Here is a 14,504-nt window from a genome sequence, read left to right on the forward strand (position 1 = left end):
GCAGTGGTGACCAATCAATTCTGGCCCCAGCCGGTCCGGTGGCGCGCGACATCGCCTTGTTGTGGTGGGCCATGTGCGGCTTCTTCGGCCTGGTCCTGGTGGTAGTCAGCGCGCTGTGGGTCTACGCCATGTGGCGCAAGCCGCGCGAGTATTCGGCTGAGGATGCCAAGCGTATCCAGCGTCGCTGGCTGATCGGCGGCGGCATCGTGCTGCCGACGGTCACCGTTACCGTGCTACTGGCATTCGGCATTCCCGTGGGGCAGCGCATGATGCAGCTGCCGATTCTCGGCGAGCAGCCGGTGCAGATCCATGTGATCGGCCACCAATGGTGGTGGGAGGTGCGCTACCCGGACAGCGGCGTGGTGACCGCCAACCAGCTGCATCTGCCCGCAGGCCGCCCGGTGGACATCACCGTGAGCAGCGCCGACGTGATCCATTCCTTCTGGGTACCGCGCCTCGGTGGCAAGATCGACATGATTCCCGGCCGCGAAAACCGCATCCGCCTGCAGGCCGATGCACCCGGCACCTTTCGTGGCCAGTGCACGGAGTTCTGCGGCACTCAGCACAGCCACATGATTCTCGACGTACAGGCCCACAGCGAAGAGGACTTCGCGGCCTGGATCGACGCTCGTCGCGAGCCCAGGGTCGAGGCGCTGCAAGGCCCGGCTGCGGACACCTTCCTCGCTCACTGCGGCATGTGCCACAGCGTGGCGGGTATCAGCGCTGGCGACCGCGCACCGGATCTCACCGACCTGGCCAGCCGCCGCAATCTGGGCGGCGGCGTGATGCCCAACGAGCCCGGCGCCATCCTGACCTGGTTGCAGGAGCACGGGCGCCTGAAGCCGGGCATCGGCATGCCGCTGACCGACAACCTCGATGCCGAGCACCTGCAGGCCATCGCCACCTGGCTGGAGGGCCTCGAACCATGAGTGAAACGCGCGAAACACAACGCGGCGAAGACACAGACGCCCTGCACGACCAGTTCAACGAGGTGTGGGGCAACCCGAGGGGCTGGCGTGCGCTGACCATCGTCAACCACACCACCCTGGGCCTGCGCTTCATGGTCACCGGCCTGGGCTTCTTCATTTTCGGCATCCTCCTGGCGATGCTGATCCGCACCCAGCTGGCGCTGCCGGGCAACGCCTTCATGGGCGCGGAAATGTACAACCAGGTGTTCACCATGCACGGCACGGTGATGATGTTCCTGTTCGCCGTACCGATGATGGAAGGCCTGGCGGTGTACCTGATTCCGAAGATGCTCGGTGCCCGCGACCTGGTCTTTCCACGGCTCTCGGCACTGGGCTACTGGTGCTACCTGTTCGGCGGTCTGATCATCTGTTCCAGCCTGCTCCTGGGCGTGGCACCCAACGCTGGCTGGTTCATGTACACGCCGCTGTCCAGCGCCGCGCATTCACCGGGGATCAATGCCGACTTCTGGCTGCTGGGCATCACCTTCGTGGAGATCTCCGCGGTGTCGGCCGGTGTCGAACTGGTGGTGTCGATCCTGCGCACCCGTGCCGAAGGCATGGCGTTGAACAGAATGCCGATCTACGCCTGGTACATCCTGACCATGGCCATGATGATCGTCATCGGCTTTCCGCCGCTGATTCTCGGCAGCATCCTGCTGGAGCTTGAACGGGCCGCCGGCCTGCCCTTCTTCGAAGTGGCGCGCGGCGGGGATCCGCTGCTCTGGCAGCACCTGTTCTGGCTGTTCGGGCATCCTGAGGTGTACATCATTTTCCTGCCGGCCGCCGGCATCGTCTCCACCCTGCTGCCGGTGTTCTGCGGCCGCCCGCTGGTGGGCTATCGCGCCGTAGTGCTGGGTGTGCTGACCACCGGCTTCATCAGCTTCGGCCTGTGGGTGCACCACATGTTCACGGTGGGCATCCCGCAGCTGGCCCAGGCGTTTTTCTCCGCGGCGAGCATGCTGGTGGCGATACCCACGGCGATTCAGGTATTCGCCTGGATCGCCACGCTGTGGCTCGGCAAACCGCGCTACAACGTCCCGATGCTCTGGCTCGTGGGTTTTCTGATCACCTTCGTGTGCGGCGGGCTGACCGGGGTGATGCTGGCTCTGGTGCCCTTCGACTGGCAGGTGCACGACACCCACTTCGTGGTCGCGCATTTCCACTACGTGCTGATCGGCGGCATGCTCTTTCCGTTGATCGCCGGGCTGTATTACTGGTTGCCGCACTTCTCCGGGCGCATGGCTTCCGAACGCCTGGGCAAGTGGGGGTTCTGGCTGGTGTTCATCGGTTTCAACATGACCTTCCTGATCATGCACTGGACCGGCCTGCTGGGCATGCCGAGACGCATCTACACCTACGACACGGGCCTGGGCTGGGACATGCCCAACCTGATCTCGTCGATCGGCAGCTTCATCATGGTGATCGGTATCGCCACCCTGCTGCTGGATCTGATCCTGCACTACCGCTACGGCAAACCCGCCGGCAAGAATCCCTGGCAGGCCGATACCATGGAGTGGGCCACCAGCCTGCCGCCCAACCCGTACAACTTCGTCAGCCTGGCCAAGGTCACCGACCGCCATCCGCTGTGGCGTGACCCGGATCTGGGTGACAGCATGGCTCGCGGTGAGCATGCCCTGACGGTGATCGACCACGGCCGCCGGGAAACCTGGGGCGTCGACCCGCTGACCGGCGAAGTCAGGGAAATTATCCACCTGCCCGGCAACAGCTGGCTGCCGTTCATTGCCGCCTGCTGCATCGCCGTGGTGTGCCTGAGCCTGCTGACCAAGACCTACACCCTGGCGCTGGTGGCCTGTTTCGCCTCGATCGTGGTGCTGCTGCGCTGGAGTTGGGAGAACGGTGCCCACCCCAAGGCGGCGCCGGATGCCAAGACCCAGCCCGGCGAACCGCCGCTGCATTCGCGAACCTGCGACGGCCCGGGGCTGTGGGGCATGGGCGTGACCCTGCTGTCCAATGGCGCACTGTACCTGGCGTTGCTGTTCGGCTGGTTCTACCTGTGGACGGTGGCGCCGAACTGGCAGGTGCCGGATGCGCCGGTATTCAACCATTGGCTGCTGTTCGCCAGCGCCCTGCTGCTGACCCTGGCCACGCCCTGGCACCGGCGGGTGCTCGCCCGCCTGCGCCAGAGAGACGACCGAGGCCTGCTGACCTGCCAGATGGGCCTTGCCGCGATAGGCCTGATACAGGCCGCGCTGCTGCTCTGGGCGCTGCTCAGCGAGGCACTGCAGCCCACCGTTCGTGCCCATGATGCGGTGATCTTCGTGATGCTCGCCTACAGCTTTGGCCACGCCCTGCTCGCTGGCACGCTCAGCGCCTTGCAGGCACTGCGCGTGCGCATCGGCTACGTCAGCGCCGAGTCGCCCTACGAACCGCTGGTGGTGGCGCAGTTCTGGAACTACAGCCTCGGTGTGCTGTGGACGAGCTACTTCGCCATCGCTCTTTTCCCCCCCGCATTCGGAGGCGCGTGATGCAAAGCCTGCGCTCGGCCTACAACCCGATCCACATGGTCACCGGCCTGAGTATCTGGAGCCTCTGGTTCGTCGCGCTGTACGGCGGCCAGGGCGTTGGCTGCTCGGTCTCACCACCGCCGCTGGAGGACGGGCCCTGGACCTGGCTGAACCTGGCCCTGGCGGCTCTGTCGCTGTTCACCACGCTCATGCTGTTGGCCCTGGCGCGTCTGTTCCACAACGCGGCACGGCAGCCCGACCGCAGCGACCGCGAGCGGTTCGTGGCGAATGTGTCGGCCGGTGGCAATCTGATCGCCGCCATCGCCGTGGTGTTCATCGCCCTGCCGATCATGGCGCTGCCGCCCTGCGCCTGAAAACGCCCGGAGAAACCTGCTGAAACAGCGGCGCCTGACTTTCACGCACACCGGTTGGTCGTCAGCCTGCAGTGGTGGGCGGGAAAAGCGCCGTACACCACTGCAGGCTGACCGATGCCGGTGGACGAAGAGCACCTCGCCCAACGGCAATCATCAGCCGCGCTCGACGGGCGCCGAGGTCAGTTCGAAGGGGTTGTTGCTGCGCCGCTGGTTGCGGTCTTCCCGCGGCGTGGCGCCGAAGAAGTTGCGGTAGGCGCTGGAGAAATGCGGGCCCGAGGAGAAGCCGCAGGACAGGCCGATCTGGATGATCGACTTGCTGGTCTGCATCAGCAGTTGCCTGGCCTTGTTCAGGCGCAGTTCCAGGTAGTACTGGCTGGGCACGCGATTGAGGTACTGCTTGAAGATGCGTTCCAGTTGCCGACGCGACACGCAGACATGCTGGGCGATCTCGTCGGTGGTCAGCGGCTCCTCGATGTTGGCCTCCATCAGCAGCACCGCCTGGGTGAGCTTGGGATGGCTGGAGCCGAGGCGATTCTGCAACGGAATGCGCTGACGCTCGCCACCTTCGCGAATGCGCTCGACCACCAGCTCCTCGGATACCGCGCCGGCCAGTTCGGCCCCATGATCACGGGCCAGCAGGGCCAGCAGCATGTCCATTACCGCCATGCCGCCGCAGGCCGTGAGGCGATCGCGATCCCAGTCGAACAGGTGGCTGGTGGCGATCACCTTGGGGAAGCGCTCGGCGAAATCATCCTGCCAGCGCCAGTGCACGGCCGCCCGATAGCCATCGAGCAGGCCGAGCTGGGCCAGGGGATAGACGCCAGCGGCGACCGCTCCCACGCAGCAGCCGCTGCGCGCCACCTGCTTGAGCGCCGCGGCCAATGCCGGGGCTACGGTGGCTGGTGGCTCATCGGCGAGCAGGAACAGCTTGCGGTAGCCCTCCAGCCCACCGGCCCAAGGGCTGCCCGGCAGGCGCCAGGCCCCCTCGACAGGCTCTTCGGCCTGCAGGAACGACACCTCGTAAACCACTTCCGGATGAACGCGCTGAGCGACGCTCAGGGCCTCTTCCGCCAGCGCCAGTGTCAGGGGCTTGGTGGAAGGCCAAAGCAGGAAGCCGATTCGGTGAGCAGTCATGATGGGCAGGTCGGGCTCTGAGGGCAGTGGAAAGGAGCGTGCAGGGATGATAACGCCAACTACTTGAGACTACCGCTGAGGAACTGTTGCAGACGTTGAGATTGCGGGTTGGCCAACACCTCGCGTGGGTCGCCCTGCTCCTCCACCAGGCCCTGATGCAGGAACAGCAACTGGTTGGAGACTTCGCGGGCAAAGCCCATTTCGTGGGTCACTACCACCATGGTACGCCCCTCGCCAGCCAGATCGCGCATCACCTTCAACACATCGCCGACCAGTTCCGGATCAAGCGCCGAGGTTGGCTCGTCGAACAGCATGACTTCCGGCTCCATCGCCAGCGCCCGGGCAATCGCCACGCGCTGCTGCTCGCCCCCGGACATGTGCGCCGGATAGGCCTCCTTGCGGTGCGCCACGCCAACCTTCTGCAGGTAGTGTTCGGCCTTCTCGCGGGCCTCGGCCTTGCTCATGCCCAGCACGTGCACTGGCGCTTCCATGACGTTTTCCAGCACGTTCATGTGCGACCACAGGTTGAAGTGCTGGAACACCATGGCCAGGCGCGAACGCAGGCGCTGCAGTTGCTTGTCATCGGCAGCGCGCAGGGCGCCATCCTTGCCGGGCACCAGCTTGAGCGCCTCGCCGTTGAGCAGAATCTGCCCGGCGTGGGGCTGTTCGAGCAGGTTGATGCAACGCAGGAAGGTGCTCTTGCCGGAACCGCTGGAGCCGATGATGCTGATCACGTCGCCGGCCTTGGCAGCCAGCGATACGCCCTTGAGCACCTCGTGGCTGCCGTAGCGCTTGTGCAGATCCTTCACTTCGAGCTTGTACATGCTTTCCACTCTCTTGAATCCGATGTCATGCCGCTACTTCGTAATAATGGCCGGTCAGCTGCGCCGCGGCGCCAGGTAGGCCAGCCAGCGACGCTCGGCCAGTTTGAACAGGCGCACCAGAATGAAGGTCAGGCACAGGTAGAACAGGCCGGCGGTGATGAACGCCTCGAACGGCAGGTAATACTGGGAACTGACCGTACGCGCTGCACCGGTGATGTCGATCAGCGTGACGATGGACGCCAGGCTGGTGGTGTGCAGCATCATGATCACTTCGTTGCTGTACTGCGGCAGCGCGCGGCGCAGCGCCGAAGGCAGCAGAATGCGACGGTACAGCTTGGCCCGCGACATGCCCATCGCCTTGGCCGCCTCGATCTCGCCATGGGGCGTGGCCTTGAGGCTGCCGGCGAGGATTTCGGCGCTGTAGGCGCTGGTATTGATGGCGAACGCCAGGCAGGCGCAGAAGGTGGCATTGGACAGGTACGGCCACAGCACGCTCTCACGCACCGCCTCGAACTGGGCCAGGCCGTAGTAGATCAGGAACAGTTGCACCAGCATCGGCGTGCCGCGAATCACGTAGGTGTACAGCCAGGCCGGGCCGTTGACCCACGGCGAGCGCGAGGTGCGCATCAGCGCCAGAGGCACGGCGAGCAGCAGGCCGAAGAACAGCGCGATGGCCAGCAGCTTGAGGGTGACCAGTACGCCGCCGAAATACAGCGGCAGGCTGTCCCAGATGACGGTGTAATCGAAGATCATCGTTCGCCCCTCACAGTTCGGCGGCCTTGGTGCCGACCGAGTAGCGCTTTTCCAGATAACGCAGGGCCAGCAGGGAGACACTGGTGATCAGCAGATACAGGCCGGCCACCGCCAGGTAGAAGGTGAAGGGCTCACGCGTGGCATCGGCGGCGCTCTTGGCCTTGAACATCATGTCCTGCAGACCGACCACCGAGATCAGCGCCGTGGCCTTGGTCAGCACCAGCCAGTTGTTGGTGAACCCGGGAATGGCGAAACGGATCATCTGCGGCACCAGAATGCGCAGGAACACCTGCAGGCTGCTCATGCCATAGGCCGCCCCCGCCTCCGCCTGCCCCTTGGGAATGGCCATGAAGGCACCGCGGAAGGTTTCCGACAGGTAGGCGCCGAAAATGAAGCCCATGGTGAACACGCCGGCGACGAAAGGATTGATATCGATGTACTCGTCATAGCCGAGCATCGGCATCACCCGGTTCACCAGATCCTGTCCGCCATAGAAGATCAGCAGGATCAGCACCAGATCGGGAATGCCGCGGATCACTGTCGAATAGGTCTCACCGAGTACCGCCAGCCAGCGCACTGGCGACAGCCGAAACGCAGCGCCAACCAGGCCGAGCACGATGGCCACCGCCATCGACGTCAGCGCCAGGATCAGGGTGAGCCAGGCGCCATCGAGAATGGACGAGCCGTAGCCGTTGAGCATCCGCTTACCTCATGGGTGCGCCATCGGGCGCCGGAAATGCAACGCAAAAGTGGCACACGCCAAGAACAGTCGGCGTGTGCCACCCTTCGACAAGAAGCCACGATCTGCGAGCTACGACCGTGCGCGCGTGTCTCAACGCCGCATGGCCCAAGCGCAGCAGATCGAGGCCTTACTTGCCGTAGACGTCGAAGCTGAAGTACTTGTCCTGGACGGCCTTGTACTTGCCGTTTTCGCGGATGGCCAGGATCGCGGCGCTGATCTTCTCGGCCAGCGCCTTGTCACCCTTGCGCACGGCGATGCCCTGGCCTTCGCCGAAGTATTTCTCTTCGGTGAAATCCGGGCCCACGAAGGCGAAGCCCTTGCCAGCGTCGGTCTTGAGGAAGCCGTCTTCGATGTTCACCGAGTCGGCGATGGTGCCATCCAGGCGGCCAGCGCTGAGGTCCAGGAACACTTCGTTCTGCGAGCTGTAACGCACGATCTCGGCACCGGCCGGGCCGAAAACGTCGGTGGCGTAACGGTCATACACGGAGGAACGCTGTACGCCGATCTTCTTGCCCTTGAGGTCGGTGGCCACGTCGTTCATCACCGCCCCGCTCTTCATCGCCAGCTTGGCCGGCGTGGCGTAGTACTTGCCGGTGAAGTCCACGGCGCGCTTGCGCTCTTCGGTGATGGACATCGACGACAGCACGGCGTCGAACTTGCGGACCTTGAGTGCCGGGATCAGGCCGTCGAACTCCTGCTCGATCCACTTGCACTCGACTTTCATCTCTTCGCACAGGGCGACACCGATGTCGTAGTCGAAGCCGGTGATGTTGCCGTCGGGAGTCTTGTAGGCGAACGGCGGGTAAGCCGCTTCGATACCGATACGCAGCGCCTTGGCCTCCTGGGCCATGGTCAGCGGCGACAGCAGGGATAGTGCCAGCGCGCCGAGCAGTGCGATCTTTTTCATGAAGGAAACTCCTGACAGGGATAGGGTTTCGCTGGCCCTGGGCGGGTTACCCGGGCCATGGAGTAGTGACGTCGCCAGCGTAGCGCAGGGCTGCGGGCGTCGCACGGAAGTGCGGCATTCTAGCGATAGCGCGGCAGGCGATATTTCCCAGATGCGACAACTAATTACAGATGAGAGAGAGCACCGACAAGAGCATCTTGACAGAATGAAAATAGGCGAGATCGGATTCCTGGCGACAGTGGCCCGAGAGCAGGCCTGCAATCCCGCTGTGGAAGCAACTCGCACGTCGCCATCGACAGTGAACGGCAGCCCCACGCAAAACGCCCCACGCGGCAGTGCCAGCGCGGGGCGTTTGCGTTCAGCGCGGGATCAGATCAGGCGCAGGCGGTCTGCATCGACTTGTGGGTGTCGATCAGGTGTTGCACCACGCCCGGATCGGCCAGCGTGGAGATGTCGCCGAGAGCGTCGTATTCGGCCGTGGCGATCTTGCGCAGGATGCGCCGCATGATCTTGCCCGAGCGAGTCTTCGGCAGCCCCGGCGCCCACTGGATCACGTCCGGGGTGGCGATCGGACCGATTTCCTTGCGCACCCAGGCCTTGAGCTCCTGGCGCAACTGCTCGGACGGCTCCTGCCCCTGATTCAGGGTCACGTAGACATAGATACCCTGTCCCTTGATGTCGTGCGGCACGCCAACCACGGCAGCCTCGGCGACTTTCGGGTGGGCGACCATGGCGCTTTCCACTTCCGCGGTGCCCATGCGGTGGCCGGACACGTTGAGCACATCGTCGACGCGACCGGTGATCCACCAGTAGCCGTCTTCGTCGCGGCGTGCGCCGTCACCGGTGAAGTACATGCCCTTGAAGGTCTTGAAGTAGGTATCGACGAAACGGTCGTGGTCACCGTACAGGCTGCGCGACTGGCCCGGCCAGGAATCGAGGATCACCAGGTTGCCTTCGGCAGCGCCCTCGATGATGTTGCCCAGATTGTCCACCAGTGCCGGTACCACGCCGAAGAACGGACGGGTTGCCGAGCCCGGCTTGAGCGCCGTCGCGCCCGGCAGCGGGGTGATCATGAAACCACCGGTTTCGGTCTGCCACCAGGTGTCGACGATCGGGCAGCGCGACTGGCCGACCTTCTCGTAGTACCAGTTCCAGGCTTCCGGGTTGATCGGCTCGCCCACCGAACCGAGCAGACGCAGGCTGGAGCCATCGGCACCTTCGACGGCGGCGGTGCCCTGGGCCATCATGGCGCGGATCGCGGTCGGCGCGGTGTAGAGGATGTTGACCTTGTGCTTGTCGATGATCTTCGACACGCGGGTCACGTCCGGGTAATTGGGGATGCCTTCGAACAGCAGCGTGGTCGCGCCGTTGGCCAGCGGCCCATAGACGATGTAGCTGTGGCCGGTGACCCAGCCCACGTCGGCGGTGCACCAGTAGATCTCGCCCGGCTTGTAATCGAACACGCGCTCGTGGGTCAGCGCGGCATACAGCAGGTAACCGCCGGTGGTGTGCAACACGCCCTTGGGCTTGCCGGTGGAGCCGGAGGTGTAAAGGATGAACAGCGCTTCTTCGGCGCCCATTTCCTTCGGCGCACAAACGCTGCCGGCCACCTTCATCAGGTCCTCGAACCAGATGTCGCGGTGCTGGTTCCACTTGATCTCGGAACCCGTGCGCTTGACCACGATGACCTTCTGGATGCTGCGCGTTTCGGGGTTGGTCAGGGCGTCGTCGACGTTGGCTTTGAGCGGAATCTTCTTGCCGCCGCGCAGGCCTTCGTCAGCGGTGATCACCACCTTGGAGGAGCAGTCGATGATGCGCCCGGCCAGGGCCTCCGGCGAGAAGCCACCGAACACCACGGAGTGGATGGCACCAATGCGGGCGCACGCCAGCATGGCGACCACGGCTTCCGGGATCATCGGCATGTAGATGGTCACCACGTCACCGCGGTGCACGTCCTGGCCGCGCAGGGCGTTGGCGAACTTGCACACCTGCTCGTGCAGTTGGCGGTAGGTGATTTCCTTGTGCTCGGACGGGTCGTCGCCTTCCCAGATGATCGCGATCTGATCGCCGCGCTCCGCCAGGTGGCGATCAAGGCAGTTGTAGGAAACGTTGAGCGTGCCGTCGGCGAACCATTTGATATCGACGTGGTGGTCGTCGAACGAGGTCTGCTTGACCTTGGTGAAAGGCTTGATCCAGTCGAGGCGCTGAGCCTGCTCGCGCCAGAAGCCATCCGGGTTGACCACGGACTGCTGGTACATGGCTTTGTAGGTGGCTTCGTCGGTCAACGAATTGGCCGCCACCTCGGGGCTCACGGGATACAGGGACGCAGCACTCATTGAATCACCTCGGTTATTGATGTTGTTCTTCTATGAGTACATTTGTAACCATCCCCCCTGCTTACAACCATTCGACCATGGTCTTACCGCCGCTAGACCTTGGTCGCAGCCGCTCCGCCCGGCCAGCGAAAGATCCTCGGCACGCCGGTCGGCCGCGCGCTGCAGACGATTCGAGACGCAGCGGACATTCTTGCCGTACAGCTTTCGCTAAGCTGATCACAGCCATCCGGACCAAGGACCCTCATGCCCTTCTCCACTCTTCGCTCCCGCGGACGCGCTCGGCGCCTGAGCACCTCATTGGGTGTCGCGGCACTGCCGCTGCTGCTGGGCATACCGCTGATGTACTGGCAGGCCGCGACGCTGCTGACCAATCGCGCGGAAAAGAGCGCGCTGGATGCCCAGGCCCAGCTGGAAGTGGTACTCGACAATGCCGCTCAGGCTGCCGATGCAGTGATCGAGCTATCGGGCCGCGCCTGTGCGGAAGTGGAGCCACAACTTCGTCGCCAGGCTACCGCCAGCCCCTTCGCGCGCTCGGTCAATCTGGTGCATGACGGCATCATCTATTGCACATCGCTGATGGGGCCGTACAGCATCGCCGAAGAACCTGCCGCCTACAGCGAGGGTCGCCTGCGCCTGATGGCCGGCAACCCGGTCACGCCGGAACGTGCACTGCTGGTGTACCGCCAGAGCGACACCAATGGAAGCGTGCTCATCGGCATCGACGGCCAGCACCTCAACAACCTGCTGCAGGTCAATGGCCAGGAGGTTCCCCTGCAGCTGACGGTGGGAGAGAACTGGATGACCGCCGATGGCATCGTCAGTCAGAGCGCGGCCACGCAATACACCGACTATCCCTACAGCACCGCATCGTCGCGCTATCCGTTCAGGGTCCTGGCCAGCTACCCGAGCGGCGTCTCGCTGCAGTACATGCGTGAACACTATCTGCCGCAGCTCCTGCTGTTCCTGATGCTCGGTGCACTGGCTGGCACCGTGACCTATCGCTTCAGCCTGCGCTCGGCCTCGCCCAGCGGCGAGCTGCAGCGCGCCCTGGAGGCGGGTGAGTTCATCCCCTACTACCAACCTCTGGTGGACGCTCGCAATGGCACTTGGGATGGCGTGGAGGTGCTGATGCGCTGGCAGCACCCCCGAGAAGGCCTGGTGCCCCCCGATCAGTTCATCCCGCTGGCCGAACGTGGCGGCCTGATCGTGCCCATGACCAGCGCCCTGATGAACCAGGTACGCGAAGATTTCGCCAGCCGAGCGCACGATCTGCCGCCGGGGTTTCATATCGGCATCAACGTCACGGCAGCGCACTGTCAGAACCTGCACCTGCTGGAAGAGTGCCGCGACTTTCTGGCGGCCTTCCCTGCCCGGCGCATCAACCTCGTGCTGGAGCTCACCGAGCGCCAGATGATCACGCCCACCGCGGTGACTGACCGGTTGTTCACCGAACTGCGCGAGCTGGGTGTGCGCATCGCCATCGACGACTTCGGCACCGGCCACTCGAGTCTCGCCTACCTGCGTGAATTTCGCGTCGACTACCTGAAGATCGATCGCAGCTTCGTCTCCATGATCGGCTCCGATGCCCTGTCCCGGCATATCCTCGACAACATCCTCGACCTGGCGGTGCGCCTGGAGCTCGGTCTGGTCGCCGAAGGCGTGGAAACCGCTGAGCAGAGTGAGTACCTCAGCCAGCGCGGCGTGCAGTTCCTGCAGGGCTACCTGTTCGCCAGGCCGATGCCTGCACCCGCGTTGTTCAAGGCTCTGGAAACGCCACCGCAGGTTGTCTGAGCCATAAAAAACCCGGCGCAGAGGCCGGGACGAGGAAAGTGGCCAGGCGCCTCCTGCCGAGCAGGAAGCGCCTTGCTCAGTCGGTGATCAGTTCATGCCCAGCCAGTTCGGCAGCCCCAGCGAGATGAACGGCACGTAGGTCACCAGGATCAGGAACGCCAGCATCACCAGCAGCCATGGCGATACCGCGCGCACCACGCGGGTCAGCGGCATGCCGGTGACCGCCGAGGTGACGAACAGGTTCAGACCTGTGGGCGGCGTGATCAGGCCGATCTCCATGTTCACCACCATGATGATGCCCAGGTGGATCGGGTCGATGCCCAGCTGCATGGCGATCGGGAACAGGATCGGCGCCAGGATCAGGATGATCGCCGACGGCTCCATGAAGGTGCCGGCGATCAGCAGCACGATGTTCACCACGATCAGGAACTCGATCGGGCTGAAGCCCTGGTCGACGACCCAGGCGGTGATCGACTGCGGGATCTGCTCGGTGGTCAGCACGTGGGCGAACAGCATGGCGTTGGCGATGATGAACATCAGCACCACGCTCAGCTTGCCGGCCTCGACGAACACCTTCGGGCACTCGCGAACGGTCATGTCCTTGTAGATGAAGATCGCCACGAAGGCCGCGTACACCGCTGCCACCGCAGCGGCCTCGGTCGGCGTGAACATGCCCGAGTAGATGCCGCCGAGGATGATCACGATCAGCGCCAGCCCCCAGCCGGCCTTGCGCCCGGCAGTGAGGATCTCGCTCATCGACGCCCGCGGCAGCGACGGCATGTTCTTCACCCGGGCGATGATGTAGATGGTGATCATCAGGAACACGCCCAGCAGCAGCCCCGGCACCACGCCGGCCATGAACAGCTTGCCCACCGAGGTCTCGGTCGCGGTGGCGTAGACCACCATGACGATCGACGGCGGAATCAGGATGCCCAGGGTACCGGCGTTACAGACGATACCGGCGGCGAACTCCTTCTTGTAGCCCGAGCGCACCATGCCGGCGATGACGATCGAACCGACCGCCGCCACCGTGGCCGGCGACGAGCCGCTCAGCGCGGCGAACAACATGCACGCCAGGATCGCGGCGATGGCCAGGCCACCCTTGATATGGCCGACGCAGGCGTTGGCGAAATCGATCAGCCGACGGGCCACGCCGCCGCTGGTCATGAACGCGCCCGACAGCAGGAAGAACGGAATCGCCAGCAGCGTGTAGTGCTCGCTGGTCTCGAACAGCTTGATCGCCAGCGAACGCACCGAGTCGTTGCTGAAGAACAGGATGGTCATGGCCCCGGACAAACCCAGGGAAATCGCCACCGGAATGCCGATGAACATCAGCGCGAACAGGGCGACGAACAGAAATGCGATGGTCATCGTTTAGCCTCCGTCTCTTCGGCGAGTTTGATGGCGTCTTCGACTTCGCCGTGACCACCAAAACCAATCTGCTTGTCCTGGATCACCCGCACCAACACCTGGGCGAAACGCAGGAACATGAGAGAGAAGCCAATCGGCACGATCATCACGATGTGCCACTGCTGGACGCCGAAGCGGTCCAGGTCCTCGGCGCCGGTGCCGATGTTGAACAGCACCGCGACCCACTGCTCACTGGAGTAGGCCATCAGCGCGCAGTACGCCAGGCAGATGACCAGGGCGATGATCGCCACGGTTTTCTGCAGGGCTGGCTTGAACATGCGCACCAGCAGGTCGACGCCGATGTGCGCACCGATGCGCACGCCCCAGGCCAGGCCGACGAAGATCAGCCAGCCGAACATGGCCTTGGTCAGGGCCACGCTCCAGGTCATTTCCTGGGCGACATAGAGGATGCCGTCGCCAATGCTGAACATCGCATCGTTGGCGAACGGCAGGGAATCACCCAGGGCGTAGAAAACGCCGTAGAGGTTGTTGAATACCACGTACGAGAAGGTGACCAGGGTCATCGCCGCGAGAAGAAACGCCACGGCGGTTTCCTCGAGCTGATCCCACAGGCGCTGCAAAGCTGTCATCAGCGGTCTCCCAGAGAGAGTTGTTGTAATTGTTTTGGCAAGCCGACTCTAACCCCGCCGTCTGGCGGGCAGATATTCACGATTGGTAAACGCGGCCTTCGGCGTGGGCGAATAGCCTCCAGTGGCAAAGGACTGGAGGCATCCGTGCGGAAAAACCTTACGGCTAGAAAGTGGCGATAGCGGTCGGCCGCGGTTCTCGTGTAGGAGCCA

The 14,504-nt window shown here is 63.9% G+C and carries 12 protein-coding genes; 4 read left to right on the forward strand and 8 right to left on the reverse strand.

What is annotated here, in order from left to right; translation table 11 throughout:
• The first annotated feature begins 38 nt into the window (after positions 1 to 38).
• Genes coxB through ACT9T4_RS17680 form a run of 3 tightly spaced genes read left to right on the forward strand, consistent with a single transcriptional unit; the run spans position 39 to position 3,807 of the window.
• Positions 39 to 929 carry a cytochrome c oxidase subunit II gene (gene coxB / locus ACT9T4_RS17670; RefSeq protein ID WP_499118190.1) on the forward strand — a complete coding sequence of 297 codons (891 nt, stop codon included), beginning with the start codon at positions 39 to 41 and terminating at the stop codon, positions 927 to 929.
• The gene (ctaD, locus tag ACT9T4_RS17675; protein WP_499118192.1) at positions 926 to 3,454 is read left to right on the forward strand and encodes a cytochrome c oxidase subunit I; all 2,529 of its coding nucleotides are present in this window, start codon (positions 926 to 928) and stop codon (positions 3,452 to 3,454) included. The genes coxB and ctaD overlap by 4 nt, the downstream gene beginning before the upstream one ends.
• The gene (locus ACT9T4_RS17680) at positions 3,454 to 3,807 is read left to right on the forward strand and encodes a hypothetical protein (RefSeq protein ID WP_499118194.1); all 354 of its coding nucleotides are present in this window, start codon (positions 3,454 to 3,456) and stop codon (positions 3,805 to 3,807) included. The genes ctaD and ACT9T4_RS17680 overlap by 1 nt, the downstream gene beginning before the upstream one ends.
• A gap of 153 nt (positions 3,808 to 3,960) precedes the next feature.
• Here the strand turns inward: ACT9T4_RS17680 and argR are convergent, their stop codons facing one another.
• The 6 genes from argR to acs form a co-directional block, all read right to left on the reverse strand.
• Entirely contained in the window at positions 3,961 to 4,941 is a 981-nt protein-coding gene (argR, locus tag ACT9T4_RS17685; protein ID WP_042553203.1) for a transcriptional regulator ArgR, read from the reverse strand.
• Between the two features lie 59 nt (positions 4,942 to 5,000).
• A complete protein-coding gene (locus ACT9T4_RS17690) occupies positions 5,001 to 5,765 on the reverse strand; it encodes an ABC transporter ATP-binding protein (RefSeq protein WP_042553202.1) in 765 nt (254 codons plus the stop codon).
• Positions 5,766 to 5,819: 54 nt separating this feature from the next.
• Positions 5,820 to 6,518 (reverse strand): ABC transporter permease, encoded by a 699-nt coding sequence (locus tag ACT9T4_RS17695; protein ID WP_042553201.1) that lies wholly within the window; start codon positions 6,516 to 6,518, stop codon positions 5,820 to 5,822.
• A gap of 10 nt (positions 6,519 to 6,528) precedes the next feature.
• Complete coding sequence (locus ACT9T4_RS17700) at positions 6,529 to 7,218, reverse strand: ABC transporter permease (protein WP_179538003.1); 690 nt, start codon at positions 7,216 to 7,218, stop codon at positions 6,529 to 6,531.
• A gap of 169 nt (positions 7,219 to 7,387) precedes the next feature.
• The gene (locus ACT9T4_RS17705; protein WP_042556019.1) at positions 7,388 to 8,167 is read right to left on the reverse strand and encodes an ABC transporter substrate-binding protein; all 780 of its coding nucleotides are present in this window, start codon (positions 8,165 to 8,167) and stop codon (positions 7,388 to 7,390) included.
• A 374-nt stretch (positions 8,168 to 8,541) separates the two neighbouring features.
• Positions 8,542 to 10,503 (reverse strand): acetate--CoA ligase, encoded by a 1,962-nt coding sequence (gene acs / locus ACT9T4_RS17710; RefSeq protein ID WP_042556018.1) that lies wholly within the window; start codon positions 10,501 to 10,503, stop codon positions 8,542 to 8,544.
• A gap of 243 nt (positions 10,504 to 10,746) precedes the next feature.
• On the opposite strand from acs, the gene ACT9T4_RS17715 reads away from it, so the two are divergent.
• Positions 10,747 to 12,294 carry an EAL domain-containing protein gene (locus ACT9T4_RS17715; RefSeq protein WP_042556017.1) on the forward strand — a complete coding sequence of 516 codons (1,548 nt, stop codon included), beginning with the start codon at positions 10,747 to 10,749 and terminating at the stop codon, positions 12,292 to 12,294.
• An 87-nt stretch (positions 12,295 to 12,381) separates the two neighbouring features.
• On the opposite strand, the gene dctM is transcribed toward ACT9T4_RS17715, so the two are convergent.
• Both dctM and ACT9T4_RS17725 read right to left on the reverse strand, forming a co-directional pair.
• The gene (dctM, locus tag ACT9T4_RS17720) at positions 12,382 to 13,665 is read right to left on the reverse strand and encodes a C4-dicarboxylate TRAP transporter large permease protein DctM (protein ID WP_042555999.1); all 1,284 of its coding nucleotides are present in this window, start codon (positions 13,663 to 13,665) and stop codon (positions 12,382 to 12,384) included.
• Entirely contained in the window at positions 13,662 to 14,294 is a 633-nt protein-coding gene (locus ACT9T4_RS17725) for a TRAP transporter small permease (protein WP_499118198.1), read from the reverse strand. The genes dctM and ACT9T4_RS17725 overlap by 4 nt, the downstream gene beginning before the upstream one ends.
• Positions 14,295 to 14,504: the final 210 nt, after the last annotated feature.

The sequence above is a fragment of the Pseudomonas sp. SZ40 genome (assembly GCF_052958135.1).